Source organism: Lysinibacillus contaminans, from assembly GCF_001278945.1.
GTDB lineage: Bacteria > Bacillota > Bacilli > Bacillales_A > Planococcaceae > Lysinibacillus > Lysinibacillus contaminans.
This window is the reverse complement of record NZ_LGRV01000007.1, coordinates 162,834-183,591: the sequence shown is the minus strand read 5'-3', so window position 1 is coordinate 183,591 and position 20,758 is coordinate 162,834. Positions and strand designations below refer to the sequence as shown.

Sequence of the window (20,758 nt, the reverse complement as noted above, 5' to 3'; positions counted from 1 at the left end):
TAACTTCCTAAATTGACTCCCTAAAAATCTGCTGCTGACGCTTCGCTTTCGCGCAAAAAACATCTGTGACATCGGCTGGAGGCTTTATCTTCTTTCAGTCAGCGTTTAGATACCCACTGAAAAAACTAAACTCCCATTCCACTCACAATCTATAGTGGAGGGAATCTTCTGAATGAAGATAAAGCTTTTTTTGAATTCATTCTAGTTTACGCACTAACTTTCATAATAGGCACGCTTTTGTACCGGCATCGTCTCAATAAAATGTTTAATGCCACATTGAAAATGCATGGTGCATCTTTAGTATCATATTTTTTCAATGTGCTTTCATAAATAAACTTCACTTCCCCCTGTCTATGTTACTCTTTTTCACTTATTTTTAGATAAGTCGTATCGTAAATAGCCTAATCGAAGTATCTTTCAATACTTATTTTTTTAACGTTTTTTCATATGCTGTTGCGAATTGGATAAAATAAAAAACCTGTCCATTTTACTAATCAATGAACAGGAAATAAATATTTTACACGTTGTTTGGAGCTACGAAATTATTGAAGTTAAATTTAAAGTACCTTTAGCTTTATCTACTTATAAAATCAAAATCCATTGATACGTAATCACGACCCAGTAGAAGCCAAATAAAAGTAATAGAGCTACTACGTAAGCGAGTAGTGTTTTTGTAAGTTTCTTCGCAATCCACCCGAAAAGCAAGCCACAAATAAAATCTAGAATAATAGCTATTGGTAGAAGCATAAACGGAGTAGCCATATATCCTATTTTTTCTACAATAGGATCCATCAAAAAAATTATTGGGATAACATGTATCACATCATAAACATGAGCCATGTTGAAAAAAATAATATACAAACAATTTAGCACAAGAGAGGCTAGTCCAAATGCTAAACCGCCAAATAGAATCGGTCTATTTTCCATAAAAACCTTCACCATTCTTCACTCCTTTAATACTTATCTACAACGGCTCCTAAAACAGCCGCTTTTACGTATTCTTTATGTTGTACACTTAAAATATCTTTTGGACTGCCTGTAATAACAGCGCCAACAATCATGATATTATCGGTGTTGATTGCTTCATTTTCTTGTTTTAGAAAATCGTCTATTGTTTTTAAATCGTTATAGTAATCGCTTTTATTCCTTAAAGCTAGTTCTAAGTTTTCAACAAATTTTTCTTTCGGGTTTTTGATTGCCTCTCCTACTTGATCATATAAATGAAATCCCGCGGCATACTCTTCGGATACAACTACTGAAGGCGTTCCATCTGATGATTTCAATCCTTGTAAGTACGTTTCATCATAAATATCTACCCATGCCCATTGAAATTTCACGTTTTTTGGTAGCATATTTTGAACTTCTTGTAATGTGTATGGCTTGTCAAAAGAGATTCCCATCTCTATTTTTTTAAAATCAGGAATTTCTGCTATTAAACTTAAATCGTTTTTATATTCCTCGTAAGTTACAGATGGATGATAGAATTGTAGCTTTCTAACTCCATCGTACGTAAATACATCTTTCGTGTCTGTTGTTGGCCAGTTAGAATTTAGCGAGAATTCATTAAAGTTTACTTTCCATGGTACTTTTACCTCTCCTAAGCTTACTGGTTTTCCATCAATAATTTTATATTTTGGAGCTGTTGCACTACTACCAATGAAACGATACTCTTCATCCCATATTCCTAGGTGAGTATTCGCTCCATACACACTGTAATAAGAATCTATTTCTGAAATTTTATTATCAAGTAGAAAAGGTGTGATTTGTATCTTTTCTAAATAAATTAATCCAAAAATATAAATTGCCATACTTAAACTAATTAAGATTATTCGAGCGTAGCTTTTCCCTTTTGCTTCTTTTAGCATTTTTTCTGTATCGACATTTTCGAAATCAAATAAATCATCTATCTTTGATTTTTTCATTATTCGTCTCCTCCCATTTCTTTTTGAAAGCTAAACGAGCCCTATACAAATAGGTTTTAATCGTTTTTTCATCCATATCCGTAAGTTCTGCGATTTCTTTATATGAGAGTTCCATTTCATATTTTAGTAGCAAAAGATTTCGTTGATTAGGGTTTAGCATATTAACGACTTGTGTTATTTCTTCAGCTTTTTCTTTGGATAAAAGCAACTTTTCTCCATCAAGTTCATCTGCTAATCCAGTGAAAAATTGATTTTGATCTTCTAAAGAGCAGCTTGGAAATCGATTGTTTTTTCTACATAAATCATAGTAAGCATGCAGCGCTACCTTAAACAGCCAGGCTGAAAGATTTTTTTCATGAAGCTCTACCATATATTGAATTGCCTTTACAAATGTTCCTTGTACGATATCTTCAGCATCTAACAAACTACATCCATTCTTTATTAAATATTTTTTGATAATAACTGCTTTTTCTTTATATAGTGATGTAATTAAATCATCTGTCACCGCTACCCTTCTCACTTTCATGTTTTCATTGCCTTCACCTTTTTAACGAATGAGTAGGCAGAATGTATACAGCTTCACAAAAAAAATTCACAAAATTATTGAGTGTTGTGAATCACTTATACCCGGTCGGTAAATTTAGTATGTAGAAAAAGTCTATATTCGATCTAACAATTTGAAGCGGCATGCTAACTTATTACTCTCTATACAAGTAATACTTAAATTGCCAACTAAAAAACCACTTGACCTCATTTTTATCTTGTTTAAATGTAGTTTTCCACAGTACCTCTTTTTTGATACGTTCAGATATAAGAGAGTTGATTATTCTTCCCCTTTTCACAAGAAAGTTACTCTTTAATGATTAATCAAACTTTTACAATCACTGTACCTACTCCTTAAAACTCCAAACCTTCCATTTTCATTGGCTATTTGACAAAAGTAACAACTTACCTTTAATATTAGGTTGTTACTTACTAATTTATGGTTATAAATCACTTAATAAAATTAAAGACTACAGTTAGAAAGGGAGATTTCATGAGATTTGGTAGATTATCTAAGTTAGGATTGGCTTTAGGATTAAGTTTATTATTAGTTGCTTGTGGCTCAGGTGATGAAGACACAAAAAATAAAGAAGTCAACCTAACCTATGTGGAATGGGATACTGAAATTGCTTCTACACATGTAATTGGACAAGTACTTGAGGATTTAGGATATGATGTCACACTAACACCACTTGACAATGGTATTATGTGGGAAGCAATTTCTAAGGGCGAAGTTGATGGTATGGTTTCTGCTTGGCTACCACAAACACACGCCCCACAAGTGGAGAAATACAAGGATGATTTAGACGATTTGGGTGAAAATCTAACAGGTGCAAAGCTCGGGATGGTAGTGCCTAGTTATATGGATGTGAACTCTATCGAAGATTTAACAAATGAAGCCGATAAGACGATCACAGGCATTGATCCAGGAGCAAATATGACACTAGCTACAGAAAATGCTCATAAGGTTTATCCAAACCTTGACGGCTGGACGGTACTTACCTCTTCTGGCAGTGCAATGACAGCAGCACTTGGTCAAGCAATTGAGAAAAAAGAAGAAATTATCGTTACAGGTTGGTCTCCTCACTGGAAATTTAATGCTTATGATTTGAAATATTTAGATGATCCTAAAGGTGTATATGGAGATGAAGAGTATATTGGTACATTTGCACGTAAAGGGTTTAAAGAAGATAGTCCGGAAGCATACAAAGTTCTCGATAACTTCCACTGGACTGCAGAAGATATAGAAAGTGTTATGTTTGATATTATGGAAGGCACTGATCCTAAGGATGCAGCAAAAAAATGGATTAAAGAAAATGAAGATAAAGTTGCAGAATGGACAAAAGATGTAAAATGATGCAACTCATTAAATAAAAAAAGTATGTTATCAATAGCAATCGCGTGAATAAATCGTTCACAAAGATGGAGGAAAAGCAAAAATCTACGTTCTTTCCCCCGGGAGCACCATTAATATAGCTAATAAACATGATGCTTTTAATATTTTTAGATAAGACATGTCGCTTACTACTAGTAAAATTAGACCAGTTTATCTCGTAAAATAAAACTACTTTATTCTACTATTACACTAGTTGCTTGGAGTGGAAGGCTGGGCAAGTGTAGTTGACTACATTCGCCTCTCGCTACATATAAACATCTGTTGGCCCAAGACGATTTTTCTATGGGATTATGGCATTGCCCACGATTTACTGAAAGTAGCAGGTATTCACTTCGCTACTTTCCACGAAATAAGCAAAAACCAAAAAGTAGGTGGAGAAAAACTGGTCGTTTTTCTCCACCTACTTTATTTTAAGGGCATTTCAGAAAGTTCTATTTTTAATAACAACTTCCTAAATTAATCAAATTTCATCCCTTTTAATAAATCCGCAAAAGCATTATTAATTGGTTCTTCCTCTTTTTGTTGTTGCTTCATATACTGTTGCACAGATTTTTTATCTACTTTACCGCCGCCTTCTTTTTTACGACGAGCTTCAAAGGCAGATAACTTCTCACGGTGACCACATTTACATACAAAGATTTGGCCTTCACCTTCACCACGTAATTCTAGTTTTTTCTTACATTGTGGGCAGCGTGCATTAGTGACACGGGCAACGTTTTTACGGTGGCCACATTCACGATCTTGGCACACAAGCATTTTGCCTTTTTTACCGTTGACTTCAAGCATTGGTTTCCCGCAATCAGGACAAGATTTCGTTGAGATGTTATCATGCTTGTATTTTTTTTCGCTGCCTTTAATCTCAGAGACAATTTCCTTCGTGTAGTTCTTCATTTCTGAAATAAAGACGTCCTTCTTCAATTTACCACTAGCAATTTGCTCTAGTTTCTTTTCCCATTCAGCTGTTAAAGTTGGAGACTTTAATTCCTCTGGTACTAATTCCAAAAGTTGAAGACCTTTTGATGTGATATAGATGTCTTTTCCGCCGCGCTTTTCAATTAAGAAGGAATTAAATAGCTTTTCAATAATATCTGCACGTGTAGCAACCGTACCGAGTCCACCTGTCGATTTCAATGTATCTGCCAGCTGTTTATCGTTTGTTTCCATATACTTCGTTGGGTTTTCCATCGCCGTTAGCAAAGTTGCCTCGTTAAAACGTGCAGGTGGTTTTGTTTGCCCTGATGTTTGAACGATTAGTTTTGTCTTTAGTATGTGCCCTTTTTCAATACGAGGCAGGATTTGCTCTTTTAAATCATCCGTAGATTCTTCGTCATCGAATCGATTTTGATAGACTTCTTTCCAACCTGCGCTAAGTATTGTTTTACCACGTGCGACAAACTTCTCATCACCAATTGTTGCATTTAACGTTAACTGCTCATATTCATATGCAGGATATAATACTGCTAAGAATCGCTTCACCACTAAATCATAAATTTTACGTTCTTTATCAGTGAAAGCTGAGAAATTCACATAGCCCTCAGTCGGGATAATCGCATGGTGATCTGATACTTTGCTGTCATCGACAAAAGATTTTGAAGCTTTTATGGGCTTCGTTAATACTTTATTTGCTAATGTACGATATTCCCCGATGGCACAAGCTTTTAAACGATCTGACAGTGTACCCACAATGTCTGATGATAAGTAACGTGAATCTGTACGAGGGTATGTTAATACTTTGTGTTGCTCGTATAGTTTTTGCATAATGTTCAGTGTTTCTTTTGCTGAGTAGCCAAAGATTTTATTGGCATCACGTTGCAGTTCAGTTAAATCATATAGACCTGGCGCAAAGGATTTCTTCGGCTTGCGATCAATATCCGTTACAACGGCATCTTTAGTGCCTAACTTTTTCACGATAGTATCCGTTTTTTCTTTGTCAAAGCTACGGCTATTGCCGTTTTTATCTTGCCAAGTTAATTTTAAGTTCTCACTTGTTTGCGCTTCGATACCGTAATACGTCTGTGGCTTGAAGTGTTTAATTTCGTCCTCACGTTTCGCAATAATTGCTACAACCGGCGTTTGTACACGGCCACAATTTAGCTGTGCATTAAATTTTGTGGAAAGCGCACGACTCGCATTTAGTCCAATGTACCAATCTGCCTCCGAACGTGCTACAGCAGCAAAATACAAGTTTTCATAAGCTTTGCCCGGTTTTAAATTGGCAAAGCCTTCTTTAATTGCTTTATCTGTTACTGATGAAATCCAAAGTCGTTTGATTGGTTTATTCACTTTTGCTTTAGCAATAATCCAGCGGGCTACTAACTCCCCTTCACGTCCTGCATCTGTGGCGATAATGATTTCATTGACATCACCACGCGTTAATAGTGATTTCACAGCATTATATTGTTTACCCGATTGCTTGATGACCGTTAACTTTAGTTGTTCCGGCAACATCGGTAAATCTTCTAAATTCCACGTTTTATATTTCACGTCATAGCTTTCAGGATCTGCTAATGTCACTAAATGCCCGAGTGCCCAAGTGACAATATATTTATCTCCTTCAAGATAGCCGTTTCCTTTTTTATTACAATTTAGTACACGCGCAATATCGCGTGCCACAGATGGTTTTTCAGCTAAAACTAAGCTCTTTGCCATGTATGTCATCCTCTCTAGTTCCTTCCTTTTACTATAGCATAGCTTGCAAATATTCGTAGTGCGTTAGGTATTCTTCAATCATCAAAAAACTTCAGTCGAATTCGCATACTCTAAAACCCCTAACATATATTGAAGTGCCGGATTCTTCAGCTAAAAAGAAAGGGGAGAAAAAATGCAAGCTCGACATTTTAAGCCTAAGTATACGATTACTGCTGCTATTATCGTCGGTCTATCACTTTTAATTGGCTACGCAATCTATGTAAACTTCATTGAAGTTCCGTCGAATGAAACGGATACTACCAAGAAATCCGGCATAATTACTAGTGGAATGAACAAAGTTATGGATCCAAGCAATCCTAATGAAACAGTAGAATATACTTTAAAGAATTGGACAATTTAGTGCGGCGATTTCTATAATCGCCGCTATACCACACTCAATCAAATAAACGTTGCTACTAATGATGGGATGATCTTTTTTAAAAGATTTCATCCTTTTTTAAATGAAGAGAACTCTTTGATAGTATTTGCAAATTAGAGAGTCTCTATCATTCTTCAGGCAACCTTAGAGATTTTAAATAATCCTTGAACTTTACGGGAAAATACTAAAATGTGAACATAATACCAATATAATTTCTGCGAATTTCAACCAACCTATATTTTTCCAATAATTTTATATTATACTTATTTATGTAAATTTAAATATAATATAGAAGGAACGTGGTCACCATGAACTCAGTGCGAAACAAACTTGCTGGCTTGGCCTTTATTGTTATTTTAATACCCACATTATTAGTCGGCGTTGTCAGTTATTTTATTGCAAAAAGCGAGCTTGATGGCGTTGGCCGTTTAGGACTCGAAAATGGGACAAATGCAGTTATTAGTATGATTGCAGAGCTTGATAAACAAGTTGAAAAAGGACAATTAACACTAGAAGAAGCCCAAGAACAAGCAAGAGTGCAAATGATTGGCCAAAAAACAGGAGAAAAAGCGAGGTCAATCGATAATCCAGTAAAATACGGGGACAACTTCTATTTTTACACGTTCACAGATAAAGGGATTATAGACGCACATCCAAGCATCGAAGGGGACAATGCTTATGATTTCCAAACGGATGATGGGCGCTACTTTATCCGTGAGTTAATTGAGGAAGCAAAAAAAGGAGGCGGGTTTGTCCGTTATGACTGGCCAACGCCTACTAACCCTGAGGTTAAAGCACCTAAGATTACTTATGCGGCAATGGATAATCATTGGGGTTGGATTATAGCCGCTGGAACATATGAGATGGATTTCAATATAGGTGCCAAAAAAGTACTCTTTTATACGTTGGGTATGACACTTATTGCAACATGTATTGGCGTAATCCTCTACTGGTTCTTCTCAGGAAGAATGACTTCTTATATACGGAGAATCATGGTGATGACTTCAGATATCGCTAAAGGAAAATTGACTGGTGAAGACATTCCTATCATTACGAATGACGAACTAGGTGCGCTTGCTGGAAACGTAAATAACATGAAATCAAGTTTACATGAAATAGTTGGCAACACAAGGAATTCTTCTGAACAAATGAGGGTATCTTCAGAACTGCTTAGTGCCATTACAGAAGAAACAACCGCTTCTGCCGATGAGGTCCACCATGCAATCACCGAAGTTGCTACTGGCGCTGTTGTTCAAGCAGAAGAAGCAGAAATTGCAATTGGCAAAGTCGAAAACCTGTCCCTCCTTATCTCAGATACAACCGATAAATATAACGAAATTATTAATGAGATGGGCGATGTTGAGAAATTACAGGAAAATGGTAGTTTAAAAGTAGATGAGTTAGAGCAAAATTCGGATGAATTCATGCAAGTCATTGAAGAATTACGTGCAAATTTCTCTAATTTAACAAAACAAATGCATGAAATTCATAGTGTCGTACAGACAATCACATCCATTTCCGAACAGACAAATCTTTTAGCATTGAATGCAAGCATTGAAGCTGCACGTGCTGGAGAACATGGAAAAGGGTTTGCAGTAGTTGCAGCTGAAGTGCGTAAGCTGTCAGAGGATACAAATGAAGCGACGGGCCGTGTACGTAATTTGCTAAATCGAATTGAATCAGATACAGCCAATTCGGATGCGAAGATGATGCATACACTCCAACTTTCAGAAGCTCAAGTAAACGCAATTGCTGAAGTGAAAAATGCGTTTGTTTCGCTGTCCAATTCAATTGAAGGTATTACGGATCATCTCTCTTCTCTCGATAGCGGAATGAAAGAAATGAGCGATAATCGACTTGTCGTTGTCAATGCCATCAACGAGATTTCCAGTGTCGCTACACAATCGGCTGCCGCTTCAGAGCAAGTCACTGCTTCTATTGATGAGCAAAAAGCTGCAATCACTTCGATTATGCATTCCTCTGTGGAGCTACATACAGAAGCCGAACGGATGCATGAATTAGTCGCACACTTCACATGATCAAATAAGTGATTCCAGGCGTGTTTATTAACCAACTTTAACCATTACTATTAAAGCGGGTGGTTGATTTCCGCTACGGGAGCTCGCTTTCCGCGGGCAAGCACCGAGCCGCTTCCTTCGCGATGCTCAGTCCAGGGTCTCGGTTCGCTTGCATTTCCCGCAGGAGTCGAGCACCCTCCGCTACAATCAACAAAAAATGCAGGACAAATGCTAGTATTGAATAAAAAACAAGTAATTCTTACACAAATAACAACCTAATATTCCCCTAATCAATACACCTGAAGTGATTCATATAAAAAGGCTGTTATAAAAATCGGTCCATCGATTTTCATAACAGCCTCTTATTTTTTAGTTATTATTCTCTCGCCATTTCAGTCGCTCTTTTTCAGTCAATTGTTGCTCTAACACTTCATCCCAGTGCGCTAACAATGTATTCCACACGCGTGCAAAATAAATATCCTGTGCTTTATCATAGACAATAAATTCAAAGCAAGGAATGTCATTAATTTGCGTGGCAGCTGAAGAAGCAATTTTTGAAATGATTGTTTGAGAGACAGAAGATGTATCTTCCTCTACATCATCCTCTTTCGTGAGTGCCTCGATAAGCATATGTTCTTCAAATGAATCTTTTTGCTCCGCCTCTTCATCGATATAACGATAAAGCGGTGGCAATTCATCAAATTCCTCTATGCTCTCTAGATCTCCGCTTAAAAAAGCTTCATGACATGGACTATACAATAAACTCGCCGTCTTTAAATCTAACTCTTCTTCAAAAATCCCTCGCTCTAATTGCACCGTACCCTTTGTAGTTAGACGATAATAATCATCGACCTTTTCAATTAAGCGTACACGCAACATAATCGATACTAAATCGTGGATAAAAAGTGGATCTACTAGTAGTAATTCACTTAGCTCCTTGGCATCACGAAAATCCGCTTCCTGCATACTTATAAGGAGCATTTTCATTAGTACGTCCATTGTAGAGCGACGAATGGGTTCGTATGTTACCTCAACTGTACGAACCGGTATACACCATTGGTTACGTTCAACAATCTTCACTTGGTGATTTTGCTGAATTTCCTTTTCTAAACGTTGCTGTAATTTCGCCATTCTACTTCACCAATCCTTCATGGTCGCGCAAGCCATTGTAAGATTTTACTGTTGTCAGCAGTCTACTATACATTTCACGCGTATCTGGATGTTTGGCTCGCTTCGCAAACATATCTGCACTACCAACGAGCATTAGTAGCTCACGCGCACGAGAAAGTGCTACATTGACACGTCGATAATCTCGCGCAAAGCCAATATCACCACCTTTTAGCGAGTTACGTACCATACTCACCAAAATAACGTCCATTTCCATACCCTGAAACTTATCAACAGTCCCTGTTCTAAACTGCAAATGCGGTAAATTTAATTCCTGCTGTATGAGGCGATTGATTTTCTTCACTTGCTCCCCGTAAAAACTAATAACCCCAACACTTTTTTGTACATCCTTTGGAATTCTTCCCGCTTCTTTAGCGTTTAGAACCGCTTTATTTAAATCCGTTAAAATACGGCGAATTGTTTGCAGTTCACCTTCATTATAACGGCTTGTGCCGCCCTTCATTTGCTCCTCAAAGTATGGCTTCTCATCCGGAATATCAATCCACATTAAATGATCATCACGACTTACAAATTGACCTTCTAAGCAATGATCACGTGCTACATCGGAATCCGGGAGACCACATCGTAAACCGCTTTCCTCTTGTTCATAAAATGGCGTAATACTATTCATAATTTTTTCATGCATACGATACTGGATAGCCAGCATTTGTTTATGTGTTGCCGGTAAATTATTGAATAATCGCTCAAACAACGATTCACGTAAAAGACTTTTCAGTTCCTGCGCCCCATCAAAATTCGGATTTTCATCCAGCATTGACTTCAACGTTTCTTCAAGCGTATCGTCACCTAATAGTGGTGGTAATTGGTGATGATCGCCCACTAAAATAATTTTCTTCCCTTTTAACATCGGTAAAAGTAATTCTGGTGGAGTTGCCTTCGATACCTCATCAATAATCACGACATCGAATGTTGGATAGTTTTCCATAAACTCTTTACTTGCAGAAGCTACACAAGTTGTCCCAATAACATTTGCGTGACGCACGTACAATTTACGAATTTCATCTAAATCGTATTCCGTTGCATTTTGTAGCTTTTCACGCCACTGTTCTTGTAATTTTTGACGCAGAGGTAATTGCTTTTCTTTACGGCTTAGCTCTTCTAAACCTTTCTTTGCCACTACAATTGCTTCTGATACTTCTTCATGCGTACGTTCTGGTGTCGATTGTAATAGCTCTGTTATTGCCTTCAGTTGCTTCTCTTTTTTCAAACCTGACACGTTGATGTCCTTTATGGTTTCCTCTATCTGTGCCAGTTGTTGTTCGACATCTTGCAAGCTAGTCTGTGCCGTTTGTAGTAATGCACGCTTTGGCACGAGTTGCGCATTGGCTTGTTCAACAACTTGTATTTTTTGCTTTGTCGCTTGAATCTCACGTTGTGACTCTGACACAAAGCCTTTTAATTGGGCGACTGTCTCTTCAGGTATTACGCCACATTGAGTTTGCAGTGTTTCTGCTAATTGTTGAAGGCGCGTCGTGTGCTCAGCATATGGTTGTAATTGACGATGCATACTTTGCACATTGAAGTTTGAAATCGCACATTCCTGGTGCAATAAGCTGGCTACATTTTGACGTATTGCTGCGAATTCTTGGTCTTTGTGGTCTTGCTGTTTTTTTAAAGCAACACCCTTTTGCCATACAAAATCGCGTCGCATATAAAGCCCTAATAAAAAACGTTCCATTTGCGCTGTTGTTGGCTGCTGGTTCTCCTGGAAGGCTGCATTTAAATCGGTAAAAACACCATTTAAATTTTGTAGCGAAAATGACTGCACAGGTTGCTGACGGCTTTTTGTCAGTGCTCGTTCCTTTGCTTCTGGTGTTAACAATGCTTCAAGCTTAGCAATCGCTTTTTGCAAACGTGTGTTGATAGTTGCCCACGCCTCTAAATCCTTGGCATCTTCTAAATGCTGTAATCGTCCAATTTGTTGCGCTAATACATGCGATGGTCGAATCATATAATGCTGTAAAAAACGTTGAATTCTATCATAGGTAGTTAATGTATCGACGTATTTTTCTGCTTCTTTCATGAGTAGAAGGCGATTATTCTCTTCTTCATAATTTTGCTGAAGATCCTGGAACTGTTCGGCCATCTGCTGTTTCTGTTCTTGTAATTCTTTATATTGAATTGCAGATTGCCACTGTTCGATTTTTTGCGTTAGTTCTTGTAATGTAAGCTGTAATTGTTCCAGTGATGGGTTTTCAGAAAGTGTTTTCTCGAATGCTTGCACAACAGGTTCGATTTGAGCGAGCTGTTTCTCGTAATGCTCTTTTTGCACTTCACATTCTTGTTGCTCTGTTTTAGACGCTTTAAGCTGTTTTTTAAGCTCTTGAATTTCTTGTTGTAAAAGAGGTTCATCAATGGCAGCCTGTTCCTTAGCTTGGATTTCCTGCGCTATTTCTTCTAGCCATACCTCTAGTTTTGCTAATTCATCTTTTGCTTTTGCAATACTCGCTTGCAGTTCCTGTTCACGGTCTGTGAAAGATGCAATTTCCTCTTCAACGGCAATAAGTGTTTGCTCACGCCAATGCAGAGCAACGTTTTCTTCGATGAATTTTTTGCCTTCTTCTTCGATACTTTCCGTACGACCATAACGTAATATTCGGATTTCCTGATTGGATAGAAGGCGACCTAATGCATTATCTACTGCTAAATTTGACTGTGAGGCAACAAGTGTTTTTAAACCCGCTTTTACATTCTGCTGACAAATTTCCGAAATAACCGTTGTTTTCCCAGTACCTGGTGGACCTTGAATAACATATAAATCTTCAACAGATAATGCACCAATGACTGCTTTTTGTTGATATTCATTTAAGTTATTATGAAACTCTATATCATCACGTAAAGCTGCCGTTCGAACAGTTGGACGCTTTTCAAATAATATCGTCTCTAAGTTCGAATTTACTGCCTCACCCTTTTCAAGTTTTGTGAAGCCATTGCGTAAGCGCCGAATTTGACTCAGTGTCGCAAAGTTACTAAAACTCGCCTGCTTTGAGCGAAGATTCAGCTGATCTTTACGTGCTTGGTCCTGTGCAAAAGGCTTTAAATCAATTTCCACTGATTGCTTTTGTGCACTCGCCTTTAACACCTGGCCTATTTCCCCGCGTACACCTTGAATGCTGACACTTAAACCTTCAAGTTGCTTCCATTCTTTCGCTTTTATATATGGGCAAATAAGTGTGAGACGCGTGAAATCTTCATTGTAATAGAATTGTTTAAATTCACTTTGAATGTCATCAATCGTTGCGTCGCGTTCTTGGATTTTTAAATATCCTTCCCAACTTGCAATCCTCTTCTTTACGTATTCTGTACGTTCTTCGGCAATAGGAAGCTCACGTATTTTCGTATGCAGATCAAGTGGAATACCAGCCCCGTTATTTGGCTTGGTTACAAATTGCAAAGCTGCCGCTAAACGACGATTGGTACTGACAGGCCCTCGCATATGCACGAAGCGAATATTCGTTGCGAGTAAACCCTCTACTTTAAGAACACAGTCCATAATGGCTGTTTTTCCAGCGAGTACGTCTGTTAATTTTTCATTCTGCTCATCATCAAAAAAAATCGACAAAAACGTTTCGCCAGGTGTTTTTGCCTTTCTTTTTTCAATATAGACAGTGATTGTTTTTTGTAACGTAAAAAAGGCATGCTCATTTGCAGAGCATTCCTCTATCGCTTCTTTCGCCTTATTCGTCAAAATGAGGCTACACCGTTGTTTTTCTAGTAAAGCAATGTCCTGCACAAGCAGCCCTCCTTTTCGATTCACTAAAGCTCTATTTTATCATAATTTATGACGTTAACTAGCATGAAAAATCCCCTGCACAGTGATTTACTTCCACTGCACAAGGGACGGTTATTTTCATTAGTGTTGGTCAATCGTCTCTTTAGATAGTGTTTTGCTCATTTCGCAATATTGTACGAAAACACGAGCCATTTCGCGTAAACGATTGTGAACATCTTGGTCTACAATCTTATTATCTGCATCAAAATGAGATGTGTGTGTATACACATAGTTTGGTGTTACTAGAGCACGGAAGTAGTCTAAAATAGGTTTTAACTGATTTTCTACTACTAAATGGTGCTGATATGTACCCCCATTGGCAACAATTGATACTGGTTTATAACGCATTGTTTTGGGATGTAAGAAATCAAATGCATTCTTCAATACACCTGGAATAGACGCTTGGAAAATCGGCGTTGCAATAATATACGCATCTGCTTCTTCAAATTTTTGAATCATTGTTTGCATATCATCATTTAATGGCGAACCATCTACAATTTGATGCTTATATTCACTGAAATACATAATTTCTAATTCCAAACTAGCATCAAATTCCTTAATGTATTGCTCAACTTGCTCTAAAATAGCACCTGTTTTACGACCAAACATTGTGCCATCTACGAGTAAAATTTTCATATGTAATTTGCCTCCACCTTTGTTTTCTACCATAACATTGTAACAAATGATGGAAGGCGCGAAAAGAAGCTTAGAAGCCAAAAACATAAATTCAGCCTTTAGACGGAATGATCTTCGTTTTCAAAAATTCTGGTTCATCACTATAATTTAGGGTTAATTTTCGTTACGGCGGAGGGCACTGAAAAGTAGTTCTCTCAATAAAACTCTAATAAAAATCAATCATTAGGATTTAGCGCTCTGGCGTTCGCTTTCCGCGGGCGAGCGACGAGCCTCCTCCTGCGCTTCGCTTCGTGCGGGGTCTCGTCTGCCTCGCTTTCCCGCAGGAGTCTCACGCCGCCGCGCTAAATCCTTAATAAAAATGTAATGCTCCTACAAATAATTACGATGAAAAATTTCAACTTTAGAGTTTTTCAGTGCCCTCGTTGGGCGCTTTCCTGAGGCGTCTCATGAGCCGCAAATCTCTCAGGAAGCTTTACTCTGTAGCGAAAGATGAATGCCGTCAGCTATACTCGCCCAACCTTGACTCCAAGCAACAAGCTCTTGAACCAAATTTCATCCCCTGTTTATAGTAAAGAAGCAAAATTATTTGATATTTTATTTTGATACCTACTATTCATCATCTTTCTTTCGTTGTTTAAAATGTACATCCTTATCTACAACCGTTTCTTCTATTTTATACTTGTCGCGGTTAATAACAACGTCACGGTTTAACTTTTCCTTATCTTCGATAGCTTCACCTGATTTTCGTTTATCCCAATTAAACAAATGATCCTGCGAATTCTCTTCTTTAATTTCCGGAAAATCCATTAACGCTAGCTCCTGCGAAGGATAAATCGTCACCGGCTGCTTCTTTCCATGTAATGCGATGACAATCATAGCCTTGGCCACCTGCGATGCTTCAATGGCACGTGAACGTTTTAATGGCCCCACTAAAAATGGCTTCGCTATCTTTAAAACAGCTTCTCCCACTTTTTCACCAAAACGAAAATCATCTCGATTTCCTACCAATAAAGAAGGACGAATAATCGATAAACGCTGTAAGTTAAGCTCTATTAAATCACGCTCGAGCTTCCCCTTCACACGATTATAATAAAACGGCGAATTTTCGTTAGCCCCCATAGCTGAGATAACAAGCATGTGTGGAATACCACGCTTCTTCGCTAACGATGCGATATTGAGTGGATATTCGAAATCCACTTTTTCAAATGCTTCCTTTGAGCCTGCTTTTTTAATTGTTGTACCTAAACAGCAATACAGCTCATGCACAAATTCAATATCACTTTCCTCCAGTCTATTAAAGGCACGAATCTTCACTTCTAATTTCGGATGCTCAAAATCTGGCTTTCGACGTGCGATAACGGTAACTGAAATATATTCCTCATTTTCACATAACTGTTTCACTAGCGACGCACCCGTTAAACCCGTGGCTCCAACTACAATTGCTGAACGCATTCCCATTGCCATTCCCCCTAATACTTTTGTTAGATGATCATGCAATATTTTAGATAATATTAATTTTTACACATACTTATCCTTTTTTCACCATAATTTAAGTAGACAGATGAAAGGATGGGATACTTTTGCATAACGAACTTCAAACAATCAAACCCCAAAAGACGATTGTTTTCATTATTGAAAGCTGTATAGAAAAAGGACTTTATCCTTTTGAACGGGTTGCGACGCTTGCGAAACTACTGGCAAACGAAAAAGTTTTCATATTTGCTAAAACGCCTTCGAAAGATACGATTCGAATTTTAACGAATGAAAATTTAACACCCATATTATTCGACCATTTTGACCAGCTACAGAAACATATGAAAGCATTACAACCTAATTTAATTGTACGTGATGGTCGTAATTCGGAATCCTGGCAAGTACTTAAGTTACGCCCATTTTGTAATACTATTATTCATTTCGATGATTTTGGTGAAGGTGGTCAAGCCTGTGATTGTGTTTTGCTATCACTCTATCACGAAGTAAAAGATTATTTGCCATCGCATTACATCGGTGGAAGTCTCGCTTTTGCATTACCAACAGCATACAAACATTCAACTCCTTTACCAGACATCAAAAGCCCAGAGAATCCGCCTCATATAGTCGTTGCATTTGAGGATGGGGACGAGCATAATTTGACCTACCGTACACTTCGACATCTAACACAATTACACATTCCACTTCAAATTACTGTAATAATCGATGAGAGCTACCAACACGCAACAGATGATCTACAAATGATGGTACTCAGTCGTCGCAATACCTCTATCCTCCGCGATAAAGACGCACTCCTACAACTACTACCAAAGGCCGATGTGATTATTTGCAACGCTAACTATACCCCATATAAAATTGCTTCTTATGGTGTACCTTGTATTACACTCGCACAAAATGAAGTAGAGCTATTACATGCCTTCCCACGTGAGCATAATGGCTTCATTCACCTTGGGCTTGGCCGTAAAATGAAACAATCACAAATCCAAAATGCGGTGATGGAGTTTCTTTTACATGAAGCTAGAAGTGAACGAGCTGTTAGAAAGCAACGTCAGCTAAATCTAGCAAGCAATAATGAAACGCTTGAGGCTCTGCTACTCGATTTTGCGTATGACCGTCATAATATCGCTTCAACATAGTGATTCTTTTCGTGTGGATATGATACAATATATTAGAATTTTTCCACGATCACTCAAACAGCGTTAAATCGCTTTAGTCATACTAATTTACACATAAGGGAGTATGTATCATGCCATCAAAAAGTGAAATTCAATATCAAATTAAGGAATTAAAATTGGATTATATAAATTTACAAGGCGATATCGAGAAGCTAGAATCTACAGGTCATAATGACCAAGTGGCACAAGCTGAACAACGTCTTGCAAATATGGAAACAAAATTAGCAGAACTTAACAAACAATTAGCAGCTTTATAGATAATTGCGCAGCAAGTATTAAAATGTACGGAAAACATAATGACAGTAGATACACTATAAGTGGTAATCATTTGGAGGAAAATATATATATGGCAATATTAACAGTTGAAAATTTAGGTCATTCTTTTGGTGACCGCACGCTTTTTAAGGATGTTTCATTCCGCTTAGTAGAAGGCGATCACATTGGTCTTGTTGGTGCTAACGGTGTTGGTAAATCGACAATGATGAGCATTATTACGGGCCAAACAATCCATGATACAGGACGTGTCGAGTGGTTACCTGGCACACATTATGGCTATTTAGATCAACATACAGTGTTGTCGGCTGGTCGCACAATGCGTGATGTATTACGTGATGCCTTCCTTACTCTTTATAAAAAAGAAGAAGAGCTTAATGAAATTACGGGTAAAATGGCTGATGCGACACCTGAAGAACTAGAAGAATTATTAGAGCAAATGGCAGAAGTACAAGATGCGTTAGATGCAGGTGACTTCTATACATTAGATATGAAAATCGAAGAGGTTGCACGCGGGTTAGGTCTTGATGCGATTGGTTTAGATCGTGACGTAGCTGCGCTTTCAGGTGGTCAACGTACTAAGGTTTTACTAGCGAAGCTATTACTTGAAAAACCGAAAGTATTATTACTAGATGAGCCTACAAACTATCTTGATGAAGAACATATTACATGGCTTTCAAATTATTTAAAAAACTACCCACACGCGTTCCTACTAATTTCGCATGATACAGAATTTATGAATGGCGTAGTAGATGTTATTTTCCAATTAGAGTTCTCGAAACTAACTCGCTATACAGCAACGTATGAAAAGTTTTTAGAACTTGCAGAAATTAATAAACGTCAACATATCGATGCTTACGAAAAGCAACAAGATTTCATAAAAAAACAAGAGGATTTCATCGCTAAAAATAAGGCGCGTTATTCTACAACAGGGCGTGCAAAATCACGTTCTAAGCAACTTGATCGTTTGGAACGTATTGACCGCCCTGAAACGGCAGTAAAACCTGAGTTTAGCTTTAAAGAAGCGCGTACGCCAAGCCGTTATGTTATTGAAGCAGAAAATCTTGTCATCGGTTATGACAAAGAAAAACCACTACTCCCACCACTTACTTTCATGATTGAACGCGGTGAAAAAATCGCTTTAGTCGGCATGAATGGTGTTGGTAAATCCACATTACTGAAAACAATGCTCGGCAAAATCAATCCACTTGGTGGAAAAGTCATTCGCGGGGATTATTTAGAACCTTCTTACTTCGAACAAGAAGTAAAGGCTGATAAAATCACACCGATTGATGATGTATGGAATGCCTTCCCTTCAATGGAGCAAGCGCAGGTTCGTGCTGCTCTAGCACGTGCAGGCTTAAAAACGGATCATATTACACGTCCACTCAATTCCCTATCAGGGGGCGAGCAAGCAAAAGTTCGTCTATGCAAACTGATGATGGACGAAACGAACTGGTTACTATTTGACGAACCTACAAATCACTTAGACGTTGACGCCAAAGAGGAATTAAAACGTGCTATGAAGGAATTCAAAGGTACAATTATCCTTGTTAGCCATGAACCTGAATTTTATGATGGACTAGCTACAAAAGTATGGGACGTTCAAGATTGGTTTACTACAGGTCAACAAAACTAAATTAAATGATTCACCATAAGCTTCTATGATAAATGAAGCTTATGGTGTTTTTTTATATTCCGATAACTATGCTATCTCCCTCACTATATTGAAAACTATCATGTCCATTTATAAAAATTTCTAATAAAACTCTTAACTTACATCATTGTAAGCTGAATTAATGAAACTTTTCGGTCTTTCAAGCGTATATTTTATATATATTCAAAAAATAGTAGCTTCGAAAATTTTTCAGGAGAATTTTTAAGAAAATTTTTAAAAACTATTGATTTACATATATCTTACCTATAAGATATATGTATAAACTAACTAACAATAAGCTATTCATATAATCTAAAAAAGAAAGCGAGGAATGAAGAATGACAGTAACGATTTACTCACAAGCAAGCTGTTCTTCATCCAGAAAAGCATTAAAATGGTTAAAAGAAAATAACATTGACTACAAAGAAAAACGTATTACATCACATCCATTAACATTAGCTGAATTTAAAGAAATTTTAAGTATGACGGAAGATGGTACAGATGAAATCATTGCTACAAATTCTAATGACTTTAAAAATCTAAACATTGATATTGACCAGCTTTCTATTCAAGAATTATATGCCATTATTCAAGCTCATCCAAGGATGTTACGTAGCCCCATTTTAGTAGATGAAAAACGTATTCAAGTTGGATACAATGAAATGGACATTCGCCGTTTTATTCCACGTAAAGTGCGTGCGTACGAATTAAACGCAATGACTAGATTGGCGCAAGAAAGCTAAAACAGTTTTGGAGATGACATATATGGATCAAGAAAAACAAAAAGCCATTACCTCGTTGTTTGAAGTTGTATCTTCAATTGAGCGAAAATGGGCAAACGAGTGGAATAATCATAATGTACTCGGCTTTTCAAAATCCCATATTTTAATTTTAGACTATTTATCGCAGGAGGGACCAAAGCGCCCTTCTGCTATTGCAGATCGCTTAAAAGTAACAACTGGTGGTGTCACTGTCTTAACAACGAAGCTCATTAATGCTGGCTTTATCGAAAAAACGCAGCATGTAACTGATCGCCGGGCATTCCAACTCAAGATCACACCAGACGGAGAAGAAATTTTAGAAGAAGCTCGTCAGCAAGTTAGTGAGATCATTAACAATATGTTTGGCATGCTCTCAGCTGAAGAAGTACAAACGTTACGTGATATTTTCGCAAAATGTTTACTCGACCCTAATCCTAACCGCTAACATAAGTAAAGCGCATTCGCACAAAAATCAACTAGCGCGAATGCGTAGATATTCTAAAAACTCACAATGAGCAAATGCACAAACATTTATTCCTATCCAATAAAGTAGTTGCTTTCCGCTCCATGCAACTACTAGCCATTAAGGAAGTCATGCTCCTGTTTTAAAATATAAGTAATACTTTTTAAGAGATATTAATTTTAAAGTGCTATTTGATTGAAGTGGAGGCTGGGCGACTCCTGGGGGATCAGCGTCCTAGATGAGACCCTGAAGCGAGCCTGCGAGTGAAGCGGCTCATCGGACGCCCCCCGGAAAGCGCCCAGCCGGAACGGAAATCAACTCCTAGTTATGGTGATGAACACCTATAAAATAGATTGGGTATTTTCAGGATGTACTTTTGCTCATATAGAGTAAAAA

16 protein-coding genes are annotated in these 20,758 nt (G+C 37.6%); 8 read left to right on the top strand and 8 right to left on the bottom strand.

The window, feature by feature from the left end; genetic code table 11:
* Positions 1 to 582 precede the first annotated feature (582 nt).
* Genes AEA09_RS17115 through AEA09_RS17105 form a run of 3 tightly spaced genes read right to left on the bottom strand, consistent with a single transcriptional unit; the run spans position 583 to position 2,427 of the window.
* Entirely contained in the window at positions 583 to 942 is a 360-nt protein-coding gene (locus tag AEA09_RS17115) for a hypothetical protein (protein WP_053585167.1), read from the bottom strand.
* Positions 943 to 953: 11 nt separating this feature from the next.
* Positions 954 to 1,922: an anti sigma factor C-terminal domain-containing protein gene (locus AEA09_RS17110; RefSeq protein ID WP_053585166.1), complete on the bottom strand. Its 969-nt coding sequence runs from the start codon at positions 1,920 to 1,922 to the stop codon at positions 954 to 956.
* A complete protein-coding gene (locus tag AEA09_RS17105; protein ID WP_053585165.1) occupies positions 1,900 to 2,427 on the bottom strand; it encodes an RNA polymerase sigma factor in 528 nt (175 codons plus the stop codon). The genes AEA09_RS17110 and AEA09_RS17105 overlap by 23 nt, the downstream gene beginning before the upstream one ends.
* Before the next feature lie 531 nt (positions 2,428 to 2,958).
* On the opposite strand from AEA09_RS17105, the gene AEA09_RS17100 reads away from it, so the two are divergent.
* On the top strand, positions 2,959 to 3,822 hold the full coding sequence (locus AEA09_RS17100; RefSeq protein ID WP_053585164.1) for a glycine betaine ABC transporter substrate-binding protein: 864 nt from the start codon (positions 2,959 to 2,961) through the stop codon (positions 3,820 to 3,822).
* 495 nt (positions 3,823 to 4,317) lie between these two features.
* On the opposite strand, the gene AEA09_RS17090 is transcribed toward AEA09_RS17100, so the two are convergent.
* Complete coding sequence (locus AEA09_RS17090) at positions 4,318 to 6,510, bottom strand: DNA topoisomerase III (RefSeq protein ID WP_053585162.1); 2,193 nt, start codon at positions 6,508 to 6,510, stop codon at positions 4,318 to 4,320.
* Positions 6,511 to 6,682: 172 nt separating this feature from the next.
* Between AEA09_RS17090 and AEA09_RS17085 the strand changes: the two genes are divergently transcribed.
* Positions 6,683 to 6,910, top strand: coding sequence for a hypothetical protein (locus tag AEA09_RS17085; RefSeq protein WP_053585161.1), 228 nt, complete (start codon positions 6,683 to 6,685; stop codon positions 6,908 to 6,910).
* Between the two features lie 326 nt (positions 6,911 to 7,236).
* Positions 7,237 to 8,967: a methyl-accepting chemotaxis protein gene (locus AEA09_RS17080; RefSeq protein WP_053585160.1), complete on the top strand. Its 1,731-nt coding sequence runs from the start codon at positions 7,237 to 7,239 to the stop codon at positions 8,965 to 8,967.
* Positions 8,968 to 9,315: 348 nt separating this feature from the next.
* Here AEA09_RS17080 and AEA09_RS17075 read toward each other — a convergent pair whose 3' ends face one another.
* The 4 genes from AEA09_RS17075 to AEA09_RS17060 all read right to left on the bottom strand — a co-directional run bounded on the left by AEA09_RS17075 (position 9,316) and on the right by AEA09_RS17060 (position 16,000).
* Positions 9,316 to 10,077, bottom strand: coding sequence for a hypothetical protein (locus AEA09_RS17075; protein WP_053585159.1), 762 nt, complete (start codon positions 10,075 to 10,077; stop codon positions 9,316 to 9,318).
* Position 10,078: 1 nt separating this feature from the next.
* Positions 10,079 to 13,867, bottom strand: coding sequence for a DEAD/DEAH box helicase (locus tag AEA09_RS17070; RefSeq protein WP_053585158.1), 3,789 nt, complete (start codon positions 13,865 to 13,867; stop codon positions 10,079 to 10,081).
* Positions 13,868 to 13,987: 120 nt separating this feature from the next.
* Entirely contained in the window at positions 13,988 to 14,542 is a 555-nt protein-coding gene (locus AEA09_RS17065) for an NADPH-dependent FMN reductase (RefSeq protein ID WP_053585157.1), read from the bottom strand.
* A 609-nt stretch (positions 14,543 to 15,151) separates the two neighbouring features.
* The gene (locus AEA09_RS17060; RefSeq protein WP_053585156.1) at positions 15,152 to 16,000 is read right to left on the bottom strand and encodes an oxidoreductase; all 849 of its coding nucleotides are present in this window, start codon (positions 15,998 to 16,000) and stop codon (positions 15,152 to 15,154) included.
* Between the two features lie 122 nt (positions 16,001 to 16,122).
* Here AEA09_RS17060 and AEA09_RS17055 point away from each other — a divergent pair, with 122 nt between their 5' ends.
* From AEA09_RS17055 to AEA09_RS17035, 5 genes are all read left to right on the top strand, one after another.
* The gene (locus AEA09_RS17055; RefSeq protein WP_053585155.1) at positions 16,123 to 17,169 is read left to right on the top strand and encodes a PseG/SpsG family protein; all 1,047 of its coding nucleotides are present in this window, start codon (positions 16,123 to 16,125) and stop codon (positions 17,167 to 17,169) included.
* Between the two features lie 110 nt (positions 17,170 to 17,279).
* Positions 17,280 to 17,465, top strand: coding sequence for an SE1832 family protein (locus tag AEA09_RS17050; RefSeq protein ID WP_053585154.1), 186 nt, complete (start codon positions 17,280 to 17,282; stop codon positions 17,463 to 17,465).
* A gap of 89 nt (positions 17,466 to 17,554) precedes the next feature.
* Positions 17,555 to 19,120 carry an ABC-F family ATP-binding cassette domain-containing protein gene (locus AEA09_RS17045; RefSeq protein ID WP_053585153.1) on the top strand — a complete coding sequence of 522 codons (1,566 nt, stop codon included), beginning with the start codon at positions 17,555 to 17,557 and terminating at the stop codon, positions 19,118 to 19,120.
* A gap of 356 nt (positions 19,121 to 19,476) precedes the next feature.
* Positions 19,477 to 19,881, top strand: a complete 405-nt coding sequence (gene spx / locus AEA09_RS17040; protein WP_053585152.1) for a transcriptional regulator Spx — start codon at positions 19,477 to 19,479, stop codon at positions 19,879 to 19,881.
* Between the two features lie 22 nt (positions 19,882 to 19,903).
* Positions 19,904 to 20,344 carry a MarR family winged helix-turn-helix transcriptional regulator gene (locus tag AEA09_RS17035; RefSeq protein ID WP_053585151.1) on the top strand — a complete coding sequence of 147 codons (441 nt, stop codon included), beginning with the start codon at positions 19,904 to 19,906 and terminating at the stop codon, positions 20,342 to 20,344.
* The last annotated feature ends 414 nt before the right edge of the window (positions 20,345 to 20,758 follow it).